Genomic DNA, 17,525 nt, shown 5'->3' with positions numbered 1-17,525 from the left:
GGCGAGCCACATCGCTCGCTGAGTACACACTGGCGCCGGCCTCATTGACCGAAACGCAGAGCACATCGGCGTTGCCTCTGCGTTTCAGGAGCTGGCGGACGAAGCTCTCGGTCTCGCGCCCATGCGTGCCGTTGCCTACCGCCACGGCCGCAATGGGATGGCGGTCGAGCAGACCGGAGAGGGTTTGTTCGGCGGCTCGCTCGGCGTTTTGGCCCTGGACCAGGTTGATGACGCTGTGCTCGACCAACGTTCCAGTCGCGTCGAGCACGACGCACTTGCAGCCCGTGCGTTGCCCGGGATCGATCCCCAGCACCCAGCGCCCGCCGAAGGGTGCTGCCAGGAGCAGTTGCTCCAGGTTCTGGCGAACACCTTCACCGCGTCGCGTCCGCAACGTCCAGCAACTCCGCGCACGGCAGAACGCGCGGCAGGAACGAGCAACCGCGAGTGCCTCGTCGACCGCACGAGCAAGCAGCTTTCCCACGCATCACCGGCTCGGAGTCCGACCAACCGCTCGAGCTCCCGGGTGACACGAGCGTCGTCCAATTCGAAGCTCGGCCTGAGCACGCCCTCGTTCTCACCGCGGCAAATCGCCAGATAGCGGTGCGGCGCGAGCTTCGCGACGGGCTCGGCGAAACTCGCGTAGTTGTCGAACTTCGTGGTCTGCGTCCGAAACTTCGTCGCCTTTTCACGCGCACGGTGCCGCGTCGCAGCTCCTCGGCGACCCGACGGCGCGCGGCGGGGTCTTCGGAGATGCGCTCGGCCAGATGTCGACCGCGCCGTCGAGGGCCGCCTCAGCCGAGCCGATCTCGGGATGTGCGCGACGAACCTGCGCGCCGCTGCCTCGGGACTCTCGCTGGCGTCGTGCTTCCAGATCAGGTCGGCCAGCGGCTCGAGCCCGAGCTCCTTGGCGATCTGGCCGCGCGTGCGGCGTTTGCTCCGGAAGGGCGCGTACAGGTGCTCGAGTTCGGCCTTCGTCTCACACAGCGTGATCGCCCGTTCGAGCTCCGGAGTGAGCTTGCCTTGTGCGCGGATCGCCTCGAGCGCCACCCCTGCGCGCATCCCGAGCTCCGACAGGTATTTCGCCCGTTCGGCGATCGCGCGCAGCTGGACCTCATCGAGCCCACCCGTGGCCTCCTTGCGATACCGCGCGACGAACGGCACGGTAGCCCCGCCATCGAACAGGGCGAGCGCCGCTGTCGCCCCTCGCGGCGGAACGCGGAGCTCGCGTGCGATCCGCTCGATGAGTGCTGCGTCACGCATCTGCCCCACCGAGAGCGATGACCTGCGTCAGTTGCGGTAGCCTGGACTGCCCACGTTCGTCGTGTCGATCGGTGTGCAGGTCTTGCCGCCGCACTCGGCGCTGGAGCAACAGAACTTGGCGCACCCGGGCCTCCGGTGCAGCGGTAGGTGGCGACGCAATACGGTCCGGCACCGTTGTCGCACGTCTGACCCGCCTGGGCCGTGTTGGGTGCGGGAAGCACTTCGTGCTGGCGACCGCGCCGCTGTAGGCGATGTCGCAGGCCTCGCCGGCCACGGTGCAGCCCGAGTTGGTGAGCGGGTTACACAGCAAGGTTACGCCGCCCATCACGCAGCCGGGGGGCAGCGCAACACCACCGCCGCTGCCGCCGCTGCCGCCGGTGGCGCCCGTACCGCCAGTCGCGCCCGTACCGCCGGTCGCGCCCGTACCGCCGGTCGCGCCCGTACCACCGGTCGCGCCCGTACCACCGGTCGCGCCCGTGCCACCGCTGCCGCCCGTCGGGGCAGTGCCGCCCGTCGCGCCGACGCCACCGGTTGCACCGAAGCCGCCGCTCGCGCCGACGCCCCCGGTCGCGCCCGTCGCGCCAAACCCGCCGCCACCACTGAGACCGCCCGTTGCGCCGACACCGCCCGTTGCGCCGAACCCACCGCTTGCGCCGAACCCACCGCTGGCGCCGACGCCGCCGCCAGCGCCGCCGCCGCCCGTACCGACCGACTGGCAAACACCGCTGAGGTCGCGGGTGTAACCCGACGGGCAAGTGCCACCATCGGCGCAGCTGTACCCCACCACCACCCCGCTACTGGAGCAACCCGGCGGAACCAGAAGAGCAGCGGCAAACAGCAAGATGGCAGGGGTCGCGGCGAGCTTCGTGCGTGTCATGAGGTCTCCAAGTGCCGGGGTATGTTCCACATCGAGAGGCCTGAGTCCAGGAGACGCTGCTGGCTCGAGCGCCCCGCGCACCACTCGAGATGGGACCACGCAGAAATCGCCGTCGCACGCGGCGCGCTCCGTGGTTCCGCGCGGTCCCCATCGCGTCCGGCCAAGCAGAGGAGTAGGTTCTTGGGGCCCAAAACGGGCCCCGGCGAGCGCGGTCGTGACCACTTCAGTCGACGCATTCATGGAACGAGTCCAGGCCAAGAACCCGGGCGAGACCGAATTTCTCCAGGCTGTCCGCGAGGTGGTGGAGTCGGTCATGCCGGTGATCGAGCGCAACCCAGCCTACAGGACGCCAAGATCCTGGAGCGAGCCACCGAGCCCGAACGCGTGATCATGTTCCGTGTGCCTTGGGTCGACGATCAAGGTCAGGTGCAGGTCAATCGCGGCTTTCGCATCGAAATGAACAGCGCGCTCGGACCGTACAAGGGCGGGCTGCGCTTTCACCCGCAGGTGCGCCTGGGCGTGCTGAAGTTCCTGGCCTTCGAGCAGGTGTTCAAGAACAGCCTCACCACGCTGCAGATGGGCGGCGGCAAAGGCGGCAGCGACTTCGATCCCAAAGGCAAGAGCGACATGGAGGTCATGCGCTTCTGCCAGGCCTTCATGAGCGAATTGTTCCGCCACATCGGGCCCAACACGGACGTTCCCGCCGGCGACGTGGGCGTCGGGGCGCGAGAGATCGGCTACCTGTTCGGGCAGTACAAAAAACTCCGCAACGAGTTCACCGGGGTGCTCACCGGCAAGGGCATCAACTGGGGCGGCTCACTGATCCGACCGGAGGCGACCGGCTACGGTGCCACCTACTTCGCTCAAGAGATGCTCGCCACGCGCGGGCGCTCCTTCGAAGGCGCGACCGTCACCGTGTCGGGAAGCGGCAACGTCGCGCAATACGCGGTGGAGAAGGTCAACGAGCTCGGGGGCAAGGTGGTCTCACTCTCGGATTCCGCTGGAACCATCTTCGATCCCGACGGCATCGGGCCGGACAAACTGGCGTGGGTGATGAACCTGAAGAACATCCGCCGCGGGCGCATCGCCGAGTACGTGGCGCAGTATCCCGGCGCAAGCTATCGCGAAGGCCAGCGCCCCTGGGGCATTCCATGTGAGATCGCGCTGCCCTGCGCCATCGAGAACGAGCTCGATGGCAACGACGCACAAACCTTGGTCAAGAACGGCTGCATCTGTGTGTCGGAGGGTGCCAACATGCCCACGACACCGGAAGGGGTCAGCGTCTTCCGCGAAGCGCACCTCCTGTACGGTCCGGGCAAGGCAGCCAACGCCGGCGGCGTGGCCACGTCGGGTCTCGAGATGGCGCAGAACGCCGCTCACCTCAGCTGGACCCGGGAAGAGGTCGACAACCGCCTTCACATCATCATGCGCTCGATCCACACCGAGTGCGTGAAGTACGGCAAGCAGGGCGAGTTCATCGACTACGTCGCGGGCGCCAACATCGCCGGCTTCGTCAAGGTCGCCGACTCGATGCTCGATCAAGGCATCGTCTAGGGATGCCAGGCAAGCCGTCCCGGCCGGCCCTCCCGCGCATCCGCTCGCATTGGCGTGAACAGTTCCACGCGCTGATGCCAAACCGAGTGCGGGAGGTCCTGCTGGTCTCCTCGGCTTGGACGCATTCCTGCTCGAGGAGGACGGGCCGCTCACCCACCGGATCTTTGCCAGCTACTCCGAGCTGGAGCTGTCCTGGGCACCGCGGATCACCCACGCCAAATCGGCGGAGGCCGCGCTGGCCCTGCTCACGCGCCGGCCCTTCCAGCTGGTGCTGATCGCCAGCTCGCTGCCCGGCACCGACGTTGCCGATCTGGGCCGGCAGATCCGCAGCTTGCACGGGGCTCTGCCGCTGGTGCTCCTGGTGTTCGACGAGGCGCAGCTCGGCTCCCTCCCGCCGGCGGAAGAGGGGTATTTCGATCAGGTCCTGCTCTGGAGCGGCGACGCGGGCATCATGCTCGCCGTCGTCAAATGGCCAACGTCGATCACGACGTCGATGCGGCCGACATTCAGGTCATCATCGTCGAAGACAGTGTCCGGGCGTTCTCCGGTTTCCTGACGCTCCTGTATCCGGAGCTCATGCGGCAGTCGCGCTCGCTGGTCGCGGAGGGTGTCAACGAGTTTCATCGGGCGCTCCGCATCCACGCCCGGCCGAAGATCCTCCTGGCGCGCACGTTCGAAGATGCCAGACGCTTGCTGGAGCGCTGGGCCAGCAACGTGATGGGGATCATCAGCGACGTCTCGTTCCCCCGAGGCGGCCAGCTCGAGCCCCGCGCGGGGTTTCAGCTGCTCGAGTTGGTCCGACAGCGCGAGGACCCGCCGCCCATGCTGCTCCACTCCTCCGACGCCTCCTTGCCGCGGCGGCGCGGGAGGCGGACGTGCGATTTGCAGACAAGAACGCCCCCTGACGCCATGCAGGTCGTGCGTCGGTTCCTGGAAGAACACATCGGTTTCGGCGAGTTCATCTTTCGCCTGCCCGACGGCACCCAGGTCGCCACCGCCCGCAGTGTGCTCGAGCTCGCTGAAGCCCTGGAGCACGTGCCACTCGAATCCATTCTGCACCACGCCAAGCGCCACGATTTTTCGCGCTGGCTCAAGGCGCGCTCGATGTTCCAGATCGCGCGTTACACGCGCGGCATCACCCTGGCCGACTTCAACAAACCGAGCGCGTGCGGACCTACTTGCAGGAGGTCCTGCGCCAGGCCTCGGATCACGATCAGGCCGGCGTTGTGACCGACCTGGCGACGGGCACCCGCTCACCCAGCAACCGCTTCATGCGCATTGGCACTGGGTCCATCGGTGGCAAGGCACGCAGCATCGGCTCGTGAGCGGACTCTTGGTGCAGGAAGGCCTGATCCAGCGCTTCCCGGAGCCGAGATCCGCATTCCCAAGACGGTCGCCATCAGCGTCGGGGAGTTCGATCGCTTCATTCGACAGATCGACGTCAAGCTCCTCGGCCGGCGTGATGACCCCGGAGATCCGCCGCGTGATCATGCAGGCGCGCCTGTCGGAGAGTTTCTTGGCCGAGCTGCACGAGGCGTACTGGGCACTGGAAGGCCCGCTCGCGGTGCGCTCCTCCAGTCTGCGCGAGGACGCCCGCTTCCAACCTTTCGCCGGCGTGTACGCCACCTACATGTTGCCCAACAACCACCCCGATCCCGAGGTGCGCTTCAAGGAGCTCCAGCGCGCGATCAAGGCGGTCTACGCCTCGATGTTCGCGCGGGACGCCCGCACCTATTCGGCAGCTCACCCCCACAGCGCCGAGGATGAAAAGATGGGCGTGCTGGTGCAGCAGATCATCGGACAAAAGCATGGGGAGCGTTTCTACCCGCCCATCTCCGGCGTTGCGCAGTCGTACAACTATTACCCCATCGGGCCGCAACGAGCCGACCAAGGTCTGGCGGTGATCGCTCTGGGTCTCGGCCAGATGGTCGTGGCGCAGGGCTCGGGCGTCCGCTTCAGCCCGGCCCACCCGGGCGTCCTGCCCCAGTTCGGGCGTCCGGCGCAGGTGCTCGAGGCACACAACGCCAGTTCTACGCGCTGGACCTGAGCTCGCCGCTGATCGACTTTGCGGCCGACCCGCACGGGCTCTTGCGCTTGTACGACCTGGATGTGGCCGAGGGCGACGGAACGCTGGCGCTCGCCGGCAGCGTCTACTCGGTCGACGACGACGCCATCCGGGAGAACCTGGCGCTGCCGGGCCCGCGCGCCGTCACCTTTGCCAACGTGTTGCGCTGGAAGGCCATCCCGCTGGCGGAGGCCATCACCGGCGCTCCTGGCCGTGGTCGGCAAAGCCATGAATTCGGAGGTGGAGCTCGAGTTCGCCGTGGACATGGGGGACTACGGTCGCTCTCCGGGCCCGGCCAGCGCAGCAAGGTGCCGAGGCTGTACGTGCTGCAGGCGCGGCCCATGGCGAGCCAAGATCCCGCTCCCGTGCATGTCGCCTTCGACGCCTTCGACGCCGACGAAACCCCTGATCCGGACGGAGCGCTCACTCGGCAACGGCATCATCGAAGACGTGCGCGACGTCGTCTACGTCAAGAGCGGGTACCTCTCGGCGCAGGAGACGCGCGCCGCTGCCATCGAGCTTCGGGAAATTGACGCCAACCTGCGGGCACACGGCCGGAAGTATCTGCTGGTCGGGCCTGGTCGCTGGGGCTCGTCGGATCCACACCTCGGGATCCCGGTGGACTGGACTCACATCGCCAATTCCCGCGTGATCGTCGAGACTCCTCTCCGAGGCGAGCTGCTCGAGTCGTCACAAGGCACTCACTTCTTCCACAACCTGACGGCGGCGCATGTCGGCTATCTGACCGCCACACCCCAAGCGAATGCGCGCATCGACGAGAGCTGGCTGAACGACCAACCCTCGGCGCGGGAATCGGCTCTGGTGCGCCACGTCGAGCTCGAGCAACCGCTCCGCATCTACCTGGACGGGCGGCACGGCCGGGCCGTGGTGTTGAAACCTGCGCGAGCGTGAGCCCGCGCGGGGCGCGGCCGCGATCTGCTACCCCCACCAGCCATGCGCGGCTGCGCGGATCCCGACAGTCGTTGACACGTGCGCTACCACTACGGCTGCCAGCAGCAGCGGAAGCCGAAGAACGCTGCGCGTGTCCCCCGGGGGACTGTCTCGACGGAAGAGCAGCTCGAGTCCTGGGAGGACTTGTTCACTCCGCCTCCCCGCAGGCGGCATTCAGCAGAAGCACTGCTGCTGTTGCACGCGTCCGTCCACTCCGCCACGTTGCCGATCAGGTCGTAGACGGCGGAGTCTGCCTTGCAAGCATTCAATTGATTGGTCGGCGAGAGCAGGCAGTTGGGATTGCAGCCAAAGGTCGGATTGTCGGAGTTGTTGCAGACGCTGGGGTCGGCGCTCGCACCGTACGGATAGTCCCGCTTTCCGTCGGCAGAACACAACGCGTACCAATCGCTGGTCGCAGCGCTGACGGGGCTGGCGAAGTCGTCCTTGCACAGTCGTTTGCCCTCGGCGCGGCAGAAGATGTGCGCGTCACACCAATCGACGCATGTGACTGGCAAACTGCCGTCGCCCGCGTCCAGCTCGCCGGTCTGGCCGCTGCAACCGGACTCCAGATCCGCGGAGGACTTCTTGTCGGGGCACAGGGCAGGGTCACCGTTGACCGAGAGATTCACGCCCGCGATCACGGACTCGTAGCGAGAACGGCTCACTTCCCACTGGTCCACCCAGACGCAGGCTCCATTCGGCAGTCGACGGCCCACCATGCCGGCCGGTGCGCTTGCCGCCGTACACGCGACTGCCCCGGCCTCCTGTGTGGAACGAGCAGCCTCGAAGTCCTCGAACCCGAGCATACCCTCGCAGCCGACGGCTCCCCCCACGACGATGCCGAGCGATAGCAACCGCATGCGGTTCATCAGAACGCCCCCGTGAGCTTCACTCCGCCCCCCGCGCTGAACGCCGCAACGCCCACGCCAAACGGGCGGGCTTTCTCTCGCGAGCGCCCCCGCTGCCCGAACGCGAGCAGAGCAACGCCCGCTCCGACTCCGACGATCCCGGCTCCAACACCCACCGCACCGATGGTCGCGCGCGTCGATGCTCGCTCACGGAGCGACATCGCGCTCTGGGAACAACCCGTGTGGGTTGGGCATTGGTCCTCGGCGTCGGAGTAGGCGGACCGGGCGAGCAGCACGAAGGTCACCCGACTCCCAAGGCAACGACGCCAGCGCCCCCCACAACGTAAGGGAGAGCTGGACGTCGACTGCGTCGACGGCGCGGCCGGGCTCTTCTTCGGCAGCTCGGCAGGCGGCGGTGGTGGATGCTCCGACGCGGCTGGGGTCCTTCGCAGCTCGGGGACGGTGACCGTCTGGTTCTCGCCGTCACTCCCGACTTCGATGCTGAGCTCGAGCGGTTCGTGACCCGGAGCGGCGACAGTGATCTTGCGTGTGCCTGGATCGACCGCGATCTTGGACCCCAGCGCCTGTGAGGCGAGCTCGACCTGATCGAGCCTCACGGTCAGACCGCTCGGCCTGTGGGAGATCGCGAGCGTGACGTACGAAACGCGCCCTCGAGTTCGGCGGCTCCTCGCTTCGCCGCCGTCAGCACTCCCTCCCGGCCCTGGCTGCGTGCGAGGCTCACGGCGGCCAGGTACTCGGCCCACGCCGTAGCAAGCAGCCCCTGCTTCTCGTGGCACAGCGCGAGGTTCAGGAGTGTTCCGGAGGAGGGATCGAGACGCTGGCTTTCGGCGAGCTTGGGACACGCTGGGACGACGTCGCCTTTCTCCATGAGCTCGCGCCCGTCGCGAAAGAGGCTCTCGGCGGCCGCAGTCGCCCCCTGGGCCAGGAGCGCACCCGACCAGGCGAAGCTTGCAATGAACGACATCACGGTCACGGCCCGGGGAACGAACGCCGAATCAACGCTCAGTGAACACGACATCTTGGTCTCCTGGCTTGGCCTTCGACGGCGATGTTGGGGTACGGCTCGCCGAAGCAGTGGGAGCAGCCGCAACGGGCTTGGTCGTCGCAGTCGCGACTGAAGGTGGACGCGGCCGAGCGCCCGGGAGAACGGCGACCGGACCAGCATCCGCCATCGGAGCGGGACGACGTCGGTGGACTCGTCTCGCCGGGCAGGCTCGGCGGAACGGGCCCGTCGCGAGGAAGACTGCCCAGGTTCCGCCGTCGGCGTCCGTGTCTGCCTCCACACTCCCGCGCCTACGGCCACCACGCCGACGAGCGCTACGAGTACGAGCGCAGCAACCAAGCCTGCCCTGCCGCGCTTCGGTGAGGCACCGGGGATGGTCGCGCTCATCGAGATCGCCTGCGCCGTGCTCGTTCCGGTACTCACAACGGGCAGCGGGGGCCTCGGGGCGGCATCGCCGATGCCTCGGGGCGCGATCGCTGCCAGCGCCGCGATCGCCGAGCCCGCGGACTCGAACCGCTGCCGGGGATCGCGCTGAACACAACCGAGAAACCACTCGTCGAAGCCCGGCGGCAACACCGCCCCCGCAGAGATTTCGGCGACCCGCACGCTCGGCGGGTCCAGCGGCAGCTGGAGCACTTCGGCAAAGAGTTGCGTGAGCGAGCCTTCTGCCGAGCGAGTCGTGCGCCAGTAGCTCGTTCCGGTGAGCAAATAAAACGCGATCAGCCCCAGTGCCCATACGTCGGTGCGAGGCGTCACGGCACCGCCCGCCGCCTGCTCATAGGCCATGTAGAGCGGCGTGCCCTTGACCTCCTGCGACATGTTGCCAGAGCTGCTCAGGACTTTGGCGATGCCAAAGTCGAGGATCTTCACCAGCGGGCTGCCATCGTCGCGCTGCCCGAGGAACAGGTTGTCGGGCTTGAGATCGCGGTGGACGATGGGACACGGTGAGCCATCGCGCTCCACGTAACCGTGCGCCTTGTCGAGCGCCGACGCGACCTGGGACAGGTACGTGACGACCCGATCCGAAGGCATGGGGCCGTGCTTCTCCACGGCTTCCTCCAGAGTGCAGCCCGAAAGCAGCTCCATGGCCAGGAACGGCATGCCGGACTCCTCGTCGAAGCCGGCGTCGATGACCCGAACGATGTGCTCACTCTGCACCCGGCCCGCGATGCGCGCCTCCTGCTGAAATTGAGCGACGGCGCTCGAGCCCAAGAGGTTCGGCCAGAGCACCTTGATGGCGACGCGTGCGTCGGTGGCCAGCTGCTCTGCGATGTAGACGGCGCCATAGCCGCCCTCAGCCAGAAATCGCTCCACGCGGGAGCGCTTCGCAAAGAGCTGACCCGACTCGAGCAGCGCGGCCATCGCTCAGGACGCCCGCAAGACGGCTCGCTGCTGGGCGCCTGAGGGCTCGCCACGCCGAGTCCGACGAGCGCAAACAGCAACGGCGATCCGCTGCGTCTCGAAGCCGTGCGGCAGCCACAGCCCCCCTCGTCCGAAGTGTCCCCGGACGAAGCGGAGCCTCCGACTCCGCCGTCCGATGCAGCGACACAGGTCGGGGACTTGCACGTGTAGCCGGTCGCGCAGTCCGCATCGGCGTTGCACTGCTGCTGGCAAGCGCCCGCCACGCACTTGTAGGGCGAGCAAGACTGCGCTTGTCCGTTCGGTAGCTGCACGGTGTGGCTGTCGATGCACTGGCTGGCAGTCACAGCACACTGGTTCGTTGCCGAGTCGCACTTGGCGCCCTGGGCGCAGTCCTTGTCAGTCGTGCAGGTTGCCTTGCACTCACCGCCCGCCGAGTCACAGGCAAACGGCAGGCAGTTCTTCGAGGTAGGTGTCGCGCACTGACCCGTGCCATCACAGGTCGAGGACGGCTGCGACACGTCGGCGCTCAGACACGTCGCGTTGCCACAGCTCTGGGAGCTGTCCGGGTACGCGCACTTGGTCGTGTCCCCGCCGTCGCACTTTCCGACGCACGCTCCCGTTCCTGCGCAGGCCTGTTTGCCCGCGGGCGGGTCACCCTTGACCGGGACGCAGCTTCCCTCGGTACCCGTTGCGCTGCACGACTCACACTGGCCGGTGCATGCGGTTTCACAACACAGTCCGTCGGCGCAGTGGCCGGACACACAGGCGGCGTCCTCGCTGCAGGCGCTCGCGTTCACGTGTTTCTGCTCACACGCTCCGGACGCGCAGAAATAGTCACCGGTCGCGCAGTCGGCCGAGGTGGAGCATGAGGTGTTGCAGGTTCCGAAGGTCGAATTGCAGCCGAAGGGCGCGCAGCTCGTGCCTGCAGCGTCGAACACACAGCTGCCGCTGCCATTGCACACCTGGCCGACGACCTTCACACCGGAGCACTGGGTTGCACCGCAAGCGGTACCCGTGGAGTGCAGCGCGCAGCCGCCCTTGCCGTCACAAGCTCCACTGAACTTGCAGGTCGCGGCGGGGTCGGCGTCGCACTCTTCGTCCGGATCTTGGCCGCTCGCGACCGGCTCACACTTGCCGTCTTCGCCGGCGCCCTTCTTGGCGTTGGAGCAGGCCTGGCACTTGCTGCTGCACGCGTTTTCGCAGCACACGCCATCCACGCAGTAGGTGGACTGGCACTGGTTCGCGCTCTGACACACCGCTCCGTTCGCGCGCTTGGGCTGGCAGGTGTTGCTCTCGCAGTAGTACGACGACGCCGCGCAGTCGCCGTCGGACGCGCAACTCGTGGCGCAACCCTGATTCACGACGCACTTGTAGGGGTTGCACGGCTGGCCCGTGTTGTCGGTCACACACGAGCCCTGCCCGTTGCAGAACTGACCCACGGCGCTGTTGCCGCTGCAGGTGGCTCCGCCCTGGCAAGAGTTGCCCTGGTAGTAGGCGCAGGTCTTGACCGCCGTGCAGGTCCCGTTGAAACCGCAGGTCGATGGGCTGGCTGCCTGACAGCTGTCGTGGGGGTCGAGGGCTGCCGCGACCGGCCCGCACACGCCGTCAGTTCCCTGGCCCTTCGCAGCGTTGGAGCACGCCTCACACACGCCATTGCAAGCCTGGTTGCAGCACTTGCCGTCCACGCAGTAGCCGCTCGTGCACTCGTCGCTCGTGGTGCAGTTCTCGGCCAGACTCTTCTTGGCCTGGCAGTTGGGTGCGACACAGTAATGAGTCGCCTGCGCGCAGTCCGACTTGGAGCTGCAACTCGTCCGACAGACTGGGCCGTTGCAAGCGTAGCCGCCCGGACAGGCCGTCGGCTGCTGCGACGCGCACGCACCTGTGCCATTGCAGGCGTAGGTCGTCAGAGTGGCGTTGTTACAAACGGAGCCGGGGCTGCACGACGTGCTGCTGCCGTACTTCGCGCAGGCACCGTCTTGGCAGACTCCGGTGGTCCCGCAGGTATCGGGCGTCGTGCGCACAGTTGCTGTCGGATCGGTGCCGTTGGTGACGGGCAAACACCACCGTCATTGGTCCGTTCAGCGCCTTCGAGCAGGCCAAGCACGCTCCCGAGCAAGGTGTGTTGCAGCAGCGACCATCCACGCAATAGGTGTTCGCGGGCACTGCGCCTGCGACGTGCAGGCACCGCCGCCGCCGCTCTGAAGCTTGCATTGGCTGTCGCTTGCGTCGCAGTAATAGCCGGACGCGCAGTCTTGCGCCCCAGCACAGGACAACAGGCACGCCGTAGGGCCGCAGCTGTAGGGCAAACACGGCTTTGGGTTTGGGTCGCACAGGCCGGACCCATCACACTTCGGCGTGCTGGAAGAGCCCGAAGTACAGCTCGCTGCGCCACACACCGTGTCCTTCGCCGCAACGGCGCAGCTGCCCCCGCCGCCGCATTTTCCCGTCAAGCCGCAGGGTTTGGTCGGATCGACGACGCAGCCCGGATCGGCGCTGCCCGCGGGGGCGTTGCCGCATTGTCCGTTGCTCCCACAGGCCAGGCACAGCCCGGTGCACGCGCTGTTGCAGCACACGCCGTCTGCGCACAGCCCCGACTCGCACTCGACGGCTAGAGAGCAGCTCTTGCCCGGGCCTTGGAGCGTGAAGATGGCGGGGGCGCGCCGCTTCCAGTTGTTGGGGTTGCTGTCCCCGAGCACGTCGTTGCCGATGACAACCACACTCCTGCCGTCCAGTGTGGTGGTGGCCGTGTGGTGGCTCCAGCCGCCGGCCGGCGAGTTGGGGGGATTTGAGACGGGTGTGAACGAGTTGCTGCTCTCGAGGTACATCTCCGCCGTGGTCGGCGCGTTCGCGCTGCCCTCCCCGCCGACGACGAGAACGCGTCCGCCGTTCAGCTTCGCGGCAGCGTGACCGGCCCGCGCCGTTGCCATGCCGGTGGGGAGCGCGGTGAAGCTGCCAGCTACCGGATCGAAGATCTCGGCGGAGGAGAGCGCCGCTACCGTCTCGGATGCGCCACCGATGAGGAGCACGCGTCCGTCGGACCGGAGAGTGGCGGTGAGCTTGCGCCGCTCGACAGTCATGGTGGCGGCAACCTGGGCCATTAGCTGCGGGCCTGCGGATGGAGGGCAGTAGAAGCGAAACGCCTGGTTCTTGGTCGGCGATCCAAAGCCGCCATCCTGACCGCCAAAGAACATCGCCTGTCCCGATCCGTCTCCCACTTCCGGGGCCGACCAGACCCAACATGTCCCAGGTGCCGTCCGGCTGACGAAACTCGGCCTTCTCCGGAGGGCGAGGCCCCAGATGCCCAGCCACCGACGACCACCAAATCGGAAGTCGCTTCCACCCAGCGACACCGTGGCAAAGCGCGCTTGGTGGCTGTGAAGGCTGCTGGTAGAGGCGCCCCAGACGTTATTGGGTCGTAGGCCTCGCTATTCTTCGCGTTGTCGCCGCCAACGGCCACCGCCCAGCCGACGGTGTCGTTGAGCGCAACGCGCCCGTATCAGCGGCCAGACGAAGAACTTCTTGGTCGAGAAGGTCTTCGTCGCGGGGTCGAATAGCTCGGAGTTGTTCTGCGCGGTGTCGCAAAGGGACTGCGGCGTGCACGTCCAGTAGACCCCCGCCGCCGCCATGATCAGCCCGCTCGTCCCGGGCAATACGAACGCGTCGTGATCGTAGTGCGCGCTCGCGCCGATGCTTCCGCTCTCCCAGGCTGGGTCGACCAGCGCTGGATAGCTGACGTCACTCCAGCGCACGACAAGCTCGCAACTAGCGGTGCCGGGGGCGGTCACGGGACGCCGCCACGGCGGCAGCGGGCTCGAGTCGTAGGCGCAGCCCGTGAGGGAGAGCCTCGCTGCGACCCGCTTGCCGGACTCGGTGACGAGGAAAGGCTGATTCACGCGCAGCCGTGGCGCTCCATCGGCGTCGAGCAGCTCGAGCACGTCGTCCACGAGCCGGAGACCTGGCACGCGGGAGACGTCGATCTGATAGTGCAGCGCCTCGATCGCCGGCTTCTGCTCGAACACGACGAAGTCTTCGACGCCAGTGAAGCTCGCGCGCTGGACGATGTGTCCACCGCGATACGCGCCGGGGTACAGGGCAACGCCGCCACCCACCTTTATCTCGGTGGCCGCCGCCTCGCGCAACCGGAACGCCACCTCCACTCCGCTCTTGTCGATCACCCGCGTCGCTCCGGACGCGGCGACAGGAAACTCGACCTGGACGGGGCTGACTCCGAGTGACCACCCGCCGCGGGACAGCTCCGGCACGGGCACGACGGCTCGGAGTGCGCCAGGGTGGACGCTGCTGGCTTCGACACGGTCGACCTCGGCCGTGCCGATGGCCGTGATCGAGCGTGGCTCGGCCCCTGGCGCGGCCATCAGCGTGCGAAAGCGACTGCGCAGGCGCGACAGCTCGGTGGCCGCCGCCGCGCTGTCGGCCCGACGCGCCACGACCCGCGCGCATTCGGCAGGCGCAACGCCATCGCAACTGTCCGGCAGCACCACCGCCGGGAAGGTGTTTCCCGCCGCCGTGCGCCCGCGCGCCTCCGTCTTCTCCCCCCCCCCGCAGCCGGTCAGGGACACTCCGGTCAGACACAACCCAACCAGCCACACTCCGCACGATCGTCCCGGTCGTGACATGCCGCACTCTCCGCCGCCGAGCCGACGGCCGTGACCGAGAAATCGCCGAGAACGCCAAACTGTTGCAAATCAAACGGGTATTGGTGCTCGGACCGGCGACCGGCGACGGTTATGCTGTCGGGGTCATGGCCAGTCGACGGCGCGAGGGGAGTCGGACGAAGACAGCAGTGCCCGGCTTGGGCTCGCGCTTCGTTGCGGTGCGGCGACTGTCGACCCGGCTCAGCAATTCCGATGCACGCCTCGTCACGCTGGTCGGTCCGGCAGGTTCGGGAAAAACGACTCTGGTTGCGAGCTATGTGCTGGCCGAAAAGCGCCCAACGCTCTGGTATCAGCTCGACGCTCATGACGCTGATGCGTCGGCCTTCTTCAACGAGCTCACCCACGCGGCTCGGCGTCGCTGCTTCGGCGCGGAGACCGTCTTGCCCGCGTTCGACGCGCTGCTCGAGCCCGAGGTGTTCGCGTCTCGGCTCGCGAGGGCCATCGCCCAAGCTCTGCCCGAGCGCGGCCTGGTCGTCTTCGATTGTGGGGAGCGCGCCCCGGACGATTCGCTCGTCTGGGTGGTCGCGCGAGCTCGCATCGGCGTTGCGGCGAGACTGCAGAGCGCTGGTCTGCAGCCGAACGCCGGTTCCACCCACTCTGGCGCGGATGACGGTTGCGGTGCCCTTCGACGCGGTGAGCGCGGACGACCTCGTTCTCAGACCCGACGAGGCGCGCGCGGTCGCCGCCGCTAGCCACCCAAAAGCACCTGCGGCGGAGACCGCCCGAACGGGCCCGGCGCTCCGAGGGCTGGGTGGCCGGCATCTTGCTCGGAGGAACCGCGCCGGGCCGGGGGGACAGCGAGCTCGATCGGTTCTTCACTCACGAGGTATTGAGCGAGTTGCCTAGAGCCTGTCGACGCGCTTTCTTCGAGCTCTGTCGCGCGGGAGAGCTCGATCGCGAGCTGGCAGACAGGTTGTGCGGAGATCGGGAGGCGATCGATTTTAAGTACTCGGCACGAACTGCCCGCGCTCTCGAAGAAGTGGGTCGTGGCGAGGACGCGATTCCGATCTGGATCGACCTGGGTCGTCTGGACGAAGCATCTCGCGTGCTGAAGGCGAACCGACAGCAACTGTTGATGGAAGGGCGAATCCACCTGGTCGCGGGCACCTTGGCGCGCATGCCGCGCGACCAGATCGAGGCCGACCCGTGGTTGCTGGGACTCCACGCCATGCTCCAGCGCTTTTCATCGACCGACGAGGCCCTCTCCGCGGCATGAACGAGCCGCGGAGGCCCTCGAAGCGCGCGGCGACGAGGAAGGGCTGGCCGTGGTCCTCGGCGAGCGCTCGACACCTTTCATCTCGCCGGAGTGGGCTTGGAGCGCGCCGAGCGTCACGTGGTGAGAGCGATCGCGTTGGCCGAGGCAGGCGCCATTTCGCCGCCCCACGCCGCATTGCTCGGATTCGCCACGATGACCGATTTCTTGCGAACCGGAGATCGCGTGACTAGTGGATTCAGAGCTCGGGCGCCTCCGTCCCTACTTGCTCGGGTACCATGCCATCGCCCTGGCAGAACGAGGGTTGGCTTCCCAAGCCCTGGCGCAGATCGAACAGGCCGATCGCGAGCTCTTGGCGTTCGAAGAGCGCGCGCCCGTGCCCGCCGGGGTTGCCAACATCACCATCGCTATAGCGGAGACCCTGCTCGGTTCGACCCAGCAGACCCTCGCGCGGACGGACCGTTTGCTGGTTCGCGTGCGCGACTGGGGGCTCACCATGCTGAGCAACCACGTCCACCTGCGCCGCGCCTGGCGTAACACCTCGTGGACGGGCGAACGGAGCTCGCCCGCCAGGATCTCAGCCGCATTCGGACCGACGAGCCGGACATGGCCTGGTGCCCGCGACCGTCGCGCGGCTCGAAGCCTGGGTCGCGCTGAGCGAACGCGCGAACGCCGTGCAGCGGGTGGAGGACGCGGTGGCTCGGGCGGCGAAGAGCGGTTGCGGGCTGTTCCTGCACGCCAACAACACCCTCCTTGCCGCCGCGCTCGCCGACGCCGGCGAGTCACTCCGCGCTGAGCGCATCCTGGAGCGGAGCTGGAGTATTGTCGGGAAAACGGCGACTGCATCGGCGAATTCGGGGCGCTGCTCGAGCTCGCGGGGCTCCGAAGGAACGATGGCTCCTCGGGAACCACCTACGAAGCTGCTCTGACACGCGCGTTCGAGTTTGGGGCATGCATCGAATTCTGCTCTCCCATTCCATTCGGCCGCACGTTCACTCCCCGTTGTGCGCCGATGCATTGGCGCGGGCGATCCAACCGGAGTACACGCGCCTGTTGATTCGTGAGCGCAGCCTGCCCGCTCCGTCGCCGAACCCCGCAGAGTCGACCTGGCCGTGGCGAGTCGAAGTCTTCAGCCTGGGACGCCTCGAGATCCGGGTAAACGGCGCGCGCTTCGATCTGGCGGCACTCCCTGGCTCCAGGGCGCTGGACCTCTTCGGCAGCGCTGATAGCGCTCGGGGCTCGCGACGTTGCGCTGCACGAGCTGGCCGCCTGCGTATGGCCGGAGTCGGAGGGGGACCACGCCCAGCAAAACCTCGAGTTTGCGCTGCGGCGGCTGCGCGCGGCCTTCGACGCCGACGTCATCGTCGTCAAGAACCGCACCGCTTCGTTCGACGGGAGGGTCTGTTGGCTCGACCAATGGGCCCTGCTCGACCACGTCCGCGCGGGACGCCGCGGCAGCTCGCAGGGCCAAACGGAGATCACCGTGAAAGAGCTGGCCAGGGCCGCGGAGCTGTGTGGCGGCGCGCTGCTCCCGGGGCACCACGCAGCGGCCATCCTCGGACGACGGGCGGAATGGCGACTGCGCCAAATGGAAGTGCTGGGCGCGGCGGCGCGCGTGGCGGAGCCCGAAGCGAGGCGGGTACTGTAGGAGCGCTTCGCGCTGATCCAAGCTGGAGCTTGAGCGACCACTGCCGATCA

At 67.5% G+C, this 17,525-nt stretch carries 16 protein-coding genes and 1 pseudogene; 10 read left to right on the top strand and 7 right to left on the bottom strand.

Going from position 1 to position 17,525, the window contains the following annotated elements; translation table 11 throughout:
• Positions 1–135: 135 nt before the first annotated feature.
• On the bottom strand, positions 136–1,260 hold the full coding sequence (locus IPI67_17815) for a hypothetical protein (GenBank protein ID MBK7582049.1): 1,125 nt from the start codon (positions 1,258–1,260) through the stop codon (positions 136–138).
• Entirely contained in the window at positions 1,253–2,137 is an 885-nt protein-coding gene (locus IPI67_17810; GenBank protein MBK7582048.1) for a hypothetical protein, read from the bottom strand. The genes IPI67_17815 and IPI67_17810 overlap by 8 nt, the downstream gene beginning before the upstream one ends.
• Before the next feature lie 238 nt (positions 2,138–2,375).
• Here IPI67_17810 and gdhA point away from each other — a divergent pair.
• The 5 genes and pseudogenes from gdhA (at position 2,376) to IPI67_17785 (ending at position 6,668) form a co-directional block, all read left to right on the top strand.
• Positions 2,376–3,691, top strand: a pseudogene (gene gdhA / locus IPI67_17805) (NADP-specific glutamate dehydrogenase).
• A gap of 115 nt (positions 3,692–3,806) precedes the next feature.
• Positions 3,807–4,247 carry a hypothetical protein gene (locus tag IPI67_17800; GenBank protein ID MBK7582047.1) on the top strand — a complete coding sequence of 147 codons (441 nt, stop codon included), beginning with the start codon at positions 3,807–3,809 and terminating at the stop codon, positions 4,245–4,247.
• Positions 4,160–4,921 (top strand): hypothetical protein, encoded by a 762-nt coding sequence (locus IPI67_17795; protein ID MBK7582046.1) that lies wholly within the window; start codon positions 4,160–4,162, stop codon positions 4,919–4,921. Before IPI67_17800 ends, IPI67_17795 begins: the two co-directional genes overlap by 88 nt.
• Before the next feature lie 232 nt (positions 4,922–5,153).
• On the top strand, positions 5,154–5,738 hold the full coding sequence (locus IPI67_17790; protein MBK7582045.1) for a hypothetical protein: 585 nt from the start codon (positions 5,154–5,156) through the stop codon (positions 5,736–5,738).
• 387 nt (positions 5,739–6,125) lie between these two features.
• Positions 6,126–6,668, top strand: coding sequence for a hypothetical protein (locus tag IPI67_17785; protein ID MBK7582044.1), 543 nt, complete (start codon positions 6,126–6,128; stop codon positions 6,666–6,668).
• Positions 6,669–6,757: 89 nt separating this feature from the next.
• Here IPI67_17785 and IPI67_17780 read toward each other — a convergent pair whose 3' ends face one another.
• Together IPI67_17780 and IPI67_17775 are read right to left on the bottom strand one after the other, a co-directional pair.
• Positions 6,758–7,567 carry an SUMF1/EgtB/PvdO family nonheme iron enzyme gene (locus tag IPI67_17780; GenBank protein MBK7582043.1) on the bottom strand — a complete coding sequence of 270 codons (810 nt, stop codon included), beginning with the start codon at positions 7,565–7,567 and terminating at the stop codon, positions 6,758–6,760.
• Positions 7,568–7,575: 8 nt separating this feature from the next.
• Entirely contained in the window at positions 7,576–7,860 is a 285-nt protein-coding gene (locus IPI67_17775) for a hypothetical protein (protein ID MBK7582042.1), read from the bottom strand.
• 117 nt (positions 7,861–7,977) lie between these two features.
• On the opposite strand from IPI67_17775, the gene IPI67_17770 reads away from it, so the two are divergent.
• Complete coding sequence (locus IPI67_17770; GenBank protein ID MBK7582041.1) at positions 7,978–8,145, top strand: hypothetical protein; 168 nt, start codon at positions 7,978–7,980, stop codon at positions 8,143–8,145.
• Between the two features lie 29 nt (positions 8,146–8,174).
• Here the strand turns inward: IPI67_17770 and IPI67_17765 are convergent, their stop codons facing one another.
• The 3 genes from IPI67_17765 to IPI67_17755 form a co-directional block, all read right to left on the bottom strand.
• Positions 8,175–9,941, bottom strand: coding sequence for a serine/threonine protein kinase (locus tag IPI67_17765; GenBank protein MBK7582040.1), 1,767 nt, complete (start codon positions 9,939–9,941; stop codon positions 8,175–8,177).
• Between the two features lie 2,078 nt (positions 9,942–12,019).
• Positions 12,020–13,018, bottom strand: a complete 999-nt coding sequence (locus IPI67_17760; protein MBK7582039.1) for a hypothetical protein — start codon at positions 13,016–13,018, stop codon at positions 12,020–12,022.
• 348 nt (positions 13,019–13,366) lie between these two features.
• The gene (locus tag IPI67_17755; protein MBK7582038.1) at positions 13,367–14,575 is read right to left on the bottom strand and encodes a hypothetical protein; all 1,209 of its coding nucleotides are present in this window, start codon (positions 14,573–14,575) and stop codon (positions 13,367–13,369) included.
• Between the two features lie 125 nt (positions 14,576–14,700).
• On the opposite strand from IPI67_17755, the gene IPI67_17750 reads away from it, so the two are divergent.
• The 4 genes from IPI67_17750 (at position 14,701) to IPI67_17735 (ending at position 17,475) form a co-directional block, all read left to right on the top strand.
• Positions 14,701–15,306, top strand: coding sequence for a hypothetical protein (locus IPI67_17750; GenBank protein MBK7582037.1), 606 nt, complete (start codon positions 14,701–14,703; stop codon positions 15,304–15,306).
• Positions 15,307–15,365: 59 nt separating this feature from the next.
• The gene (locus IPI67_17745) at positions 15,366–15,830 is read left to right on the top strand and encodes a hypothetical protein (protein MBK7582036.1); all 465 of its coding nucleotides are present in this window, start codon (positions 15,366–15,368) and stop codon (positions 15,828–15,830) included.
• Between the two features lie 611 nt (positions 15,831–16,441).
• Positions 16,442–16,756: a hypothetical protein gene (locus tag IPI67_17740; GenBank protein MBK7582035.1), complete on the top strand. Its 315-nt coding sequence runs from the start codon at positions 16,442–16,444 to the stop codon at positions 16,754–16,756.
• A gap of 554 nt (positions 16,757–17,310) precedes the next feature.
• Positions 17,311–17,475, top strand: coding sequence for a hypothetical protein (locus IPI67_17735; protein ID MBK7582034.1), 165 nt, complete (start codon positions 17,311–17,313; stop codon positions 17,473–17,475).
• Positions 17,476–17,525 lie beyond the last annotated feature (50 nt).

It is taken from the genome of Myxococcales bacterium (assembly GCA_016706225.1).
Lineage (GTDB): Bacteria > Myxococcota_A > Polyangia > Polyangiales > Polyangiaceae > JADJKB01.
The sequence above is the reverse complement of the archived record's forward strand: the minus strand, read 5'-3'. Positions and strand labels throughout refer to the sequence as shown.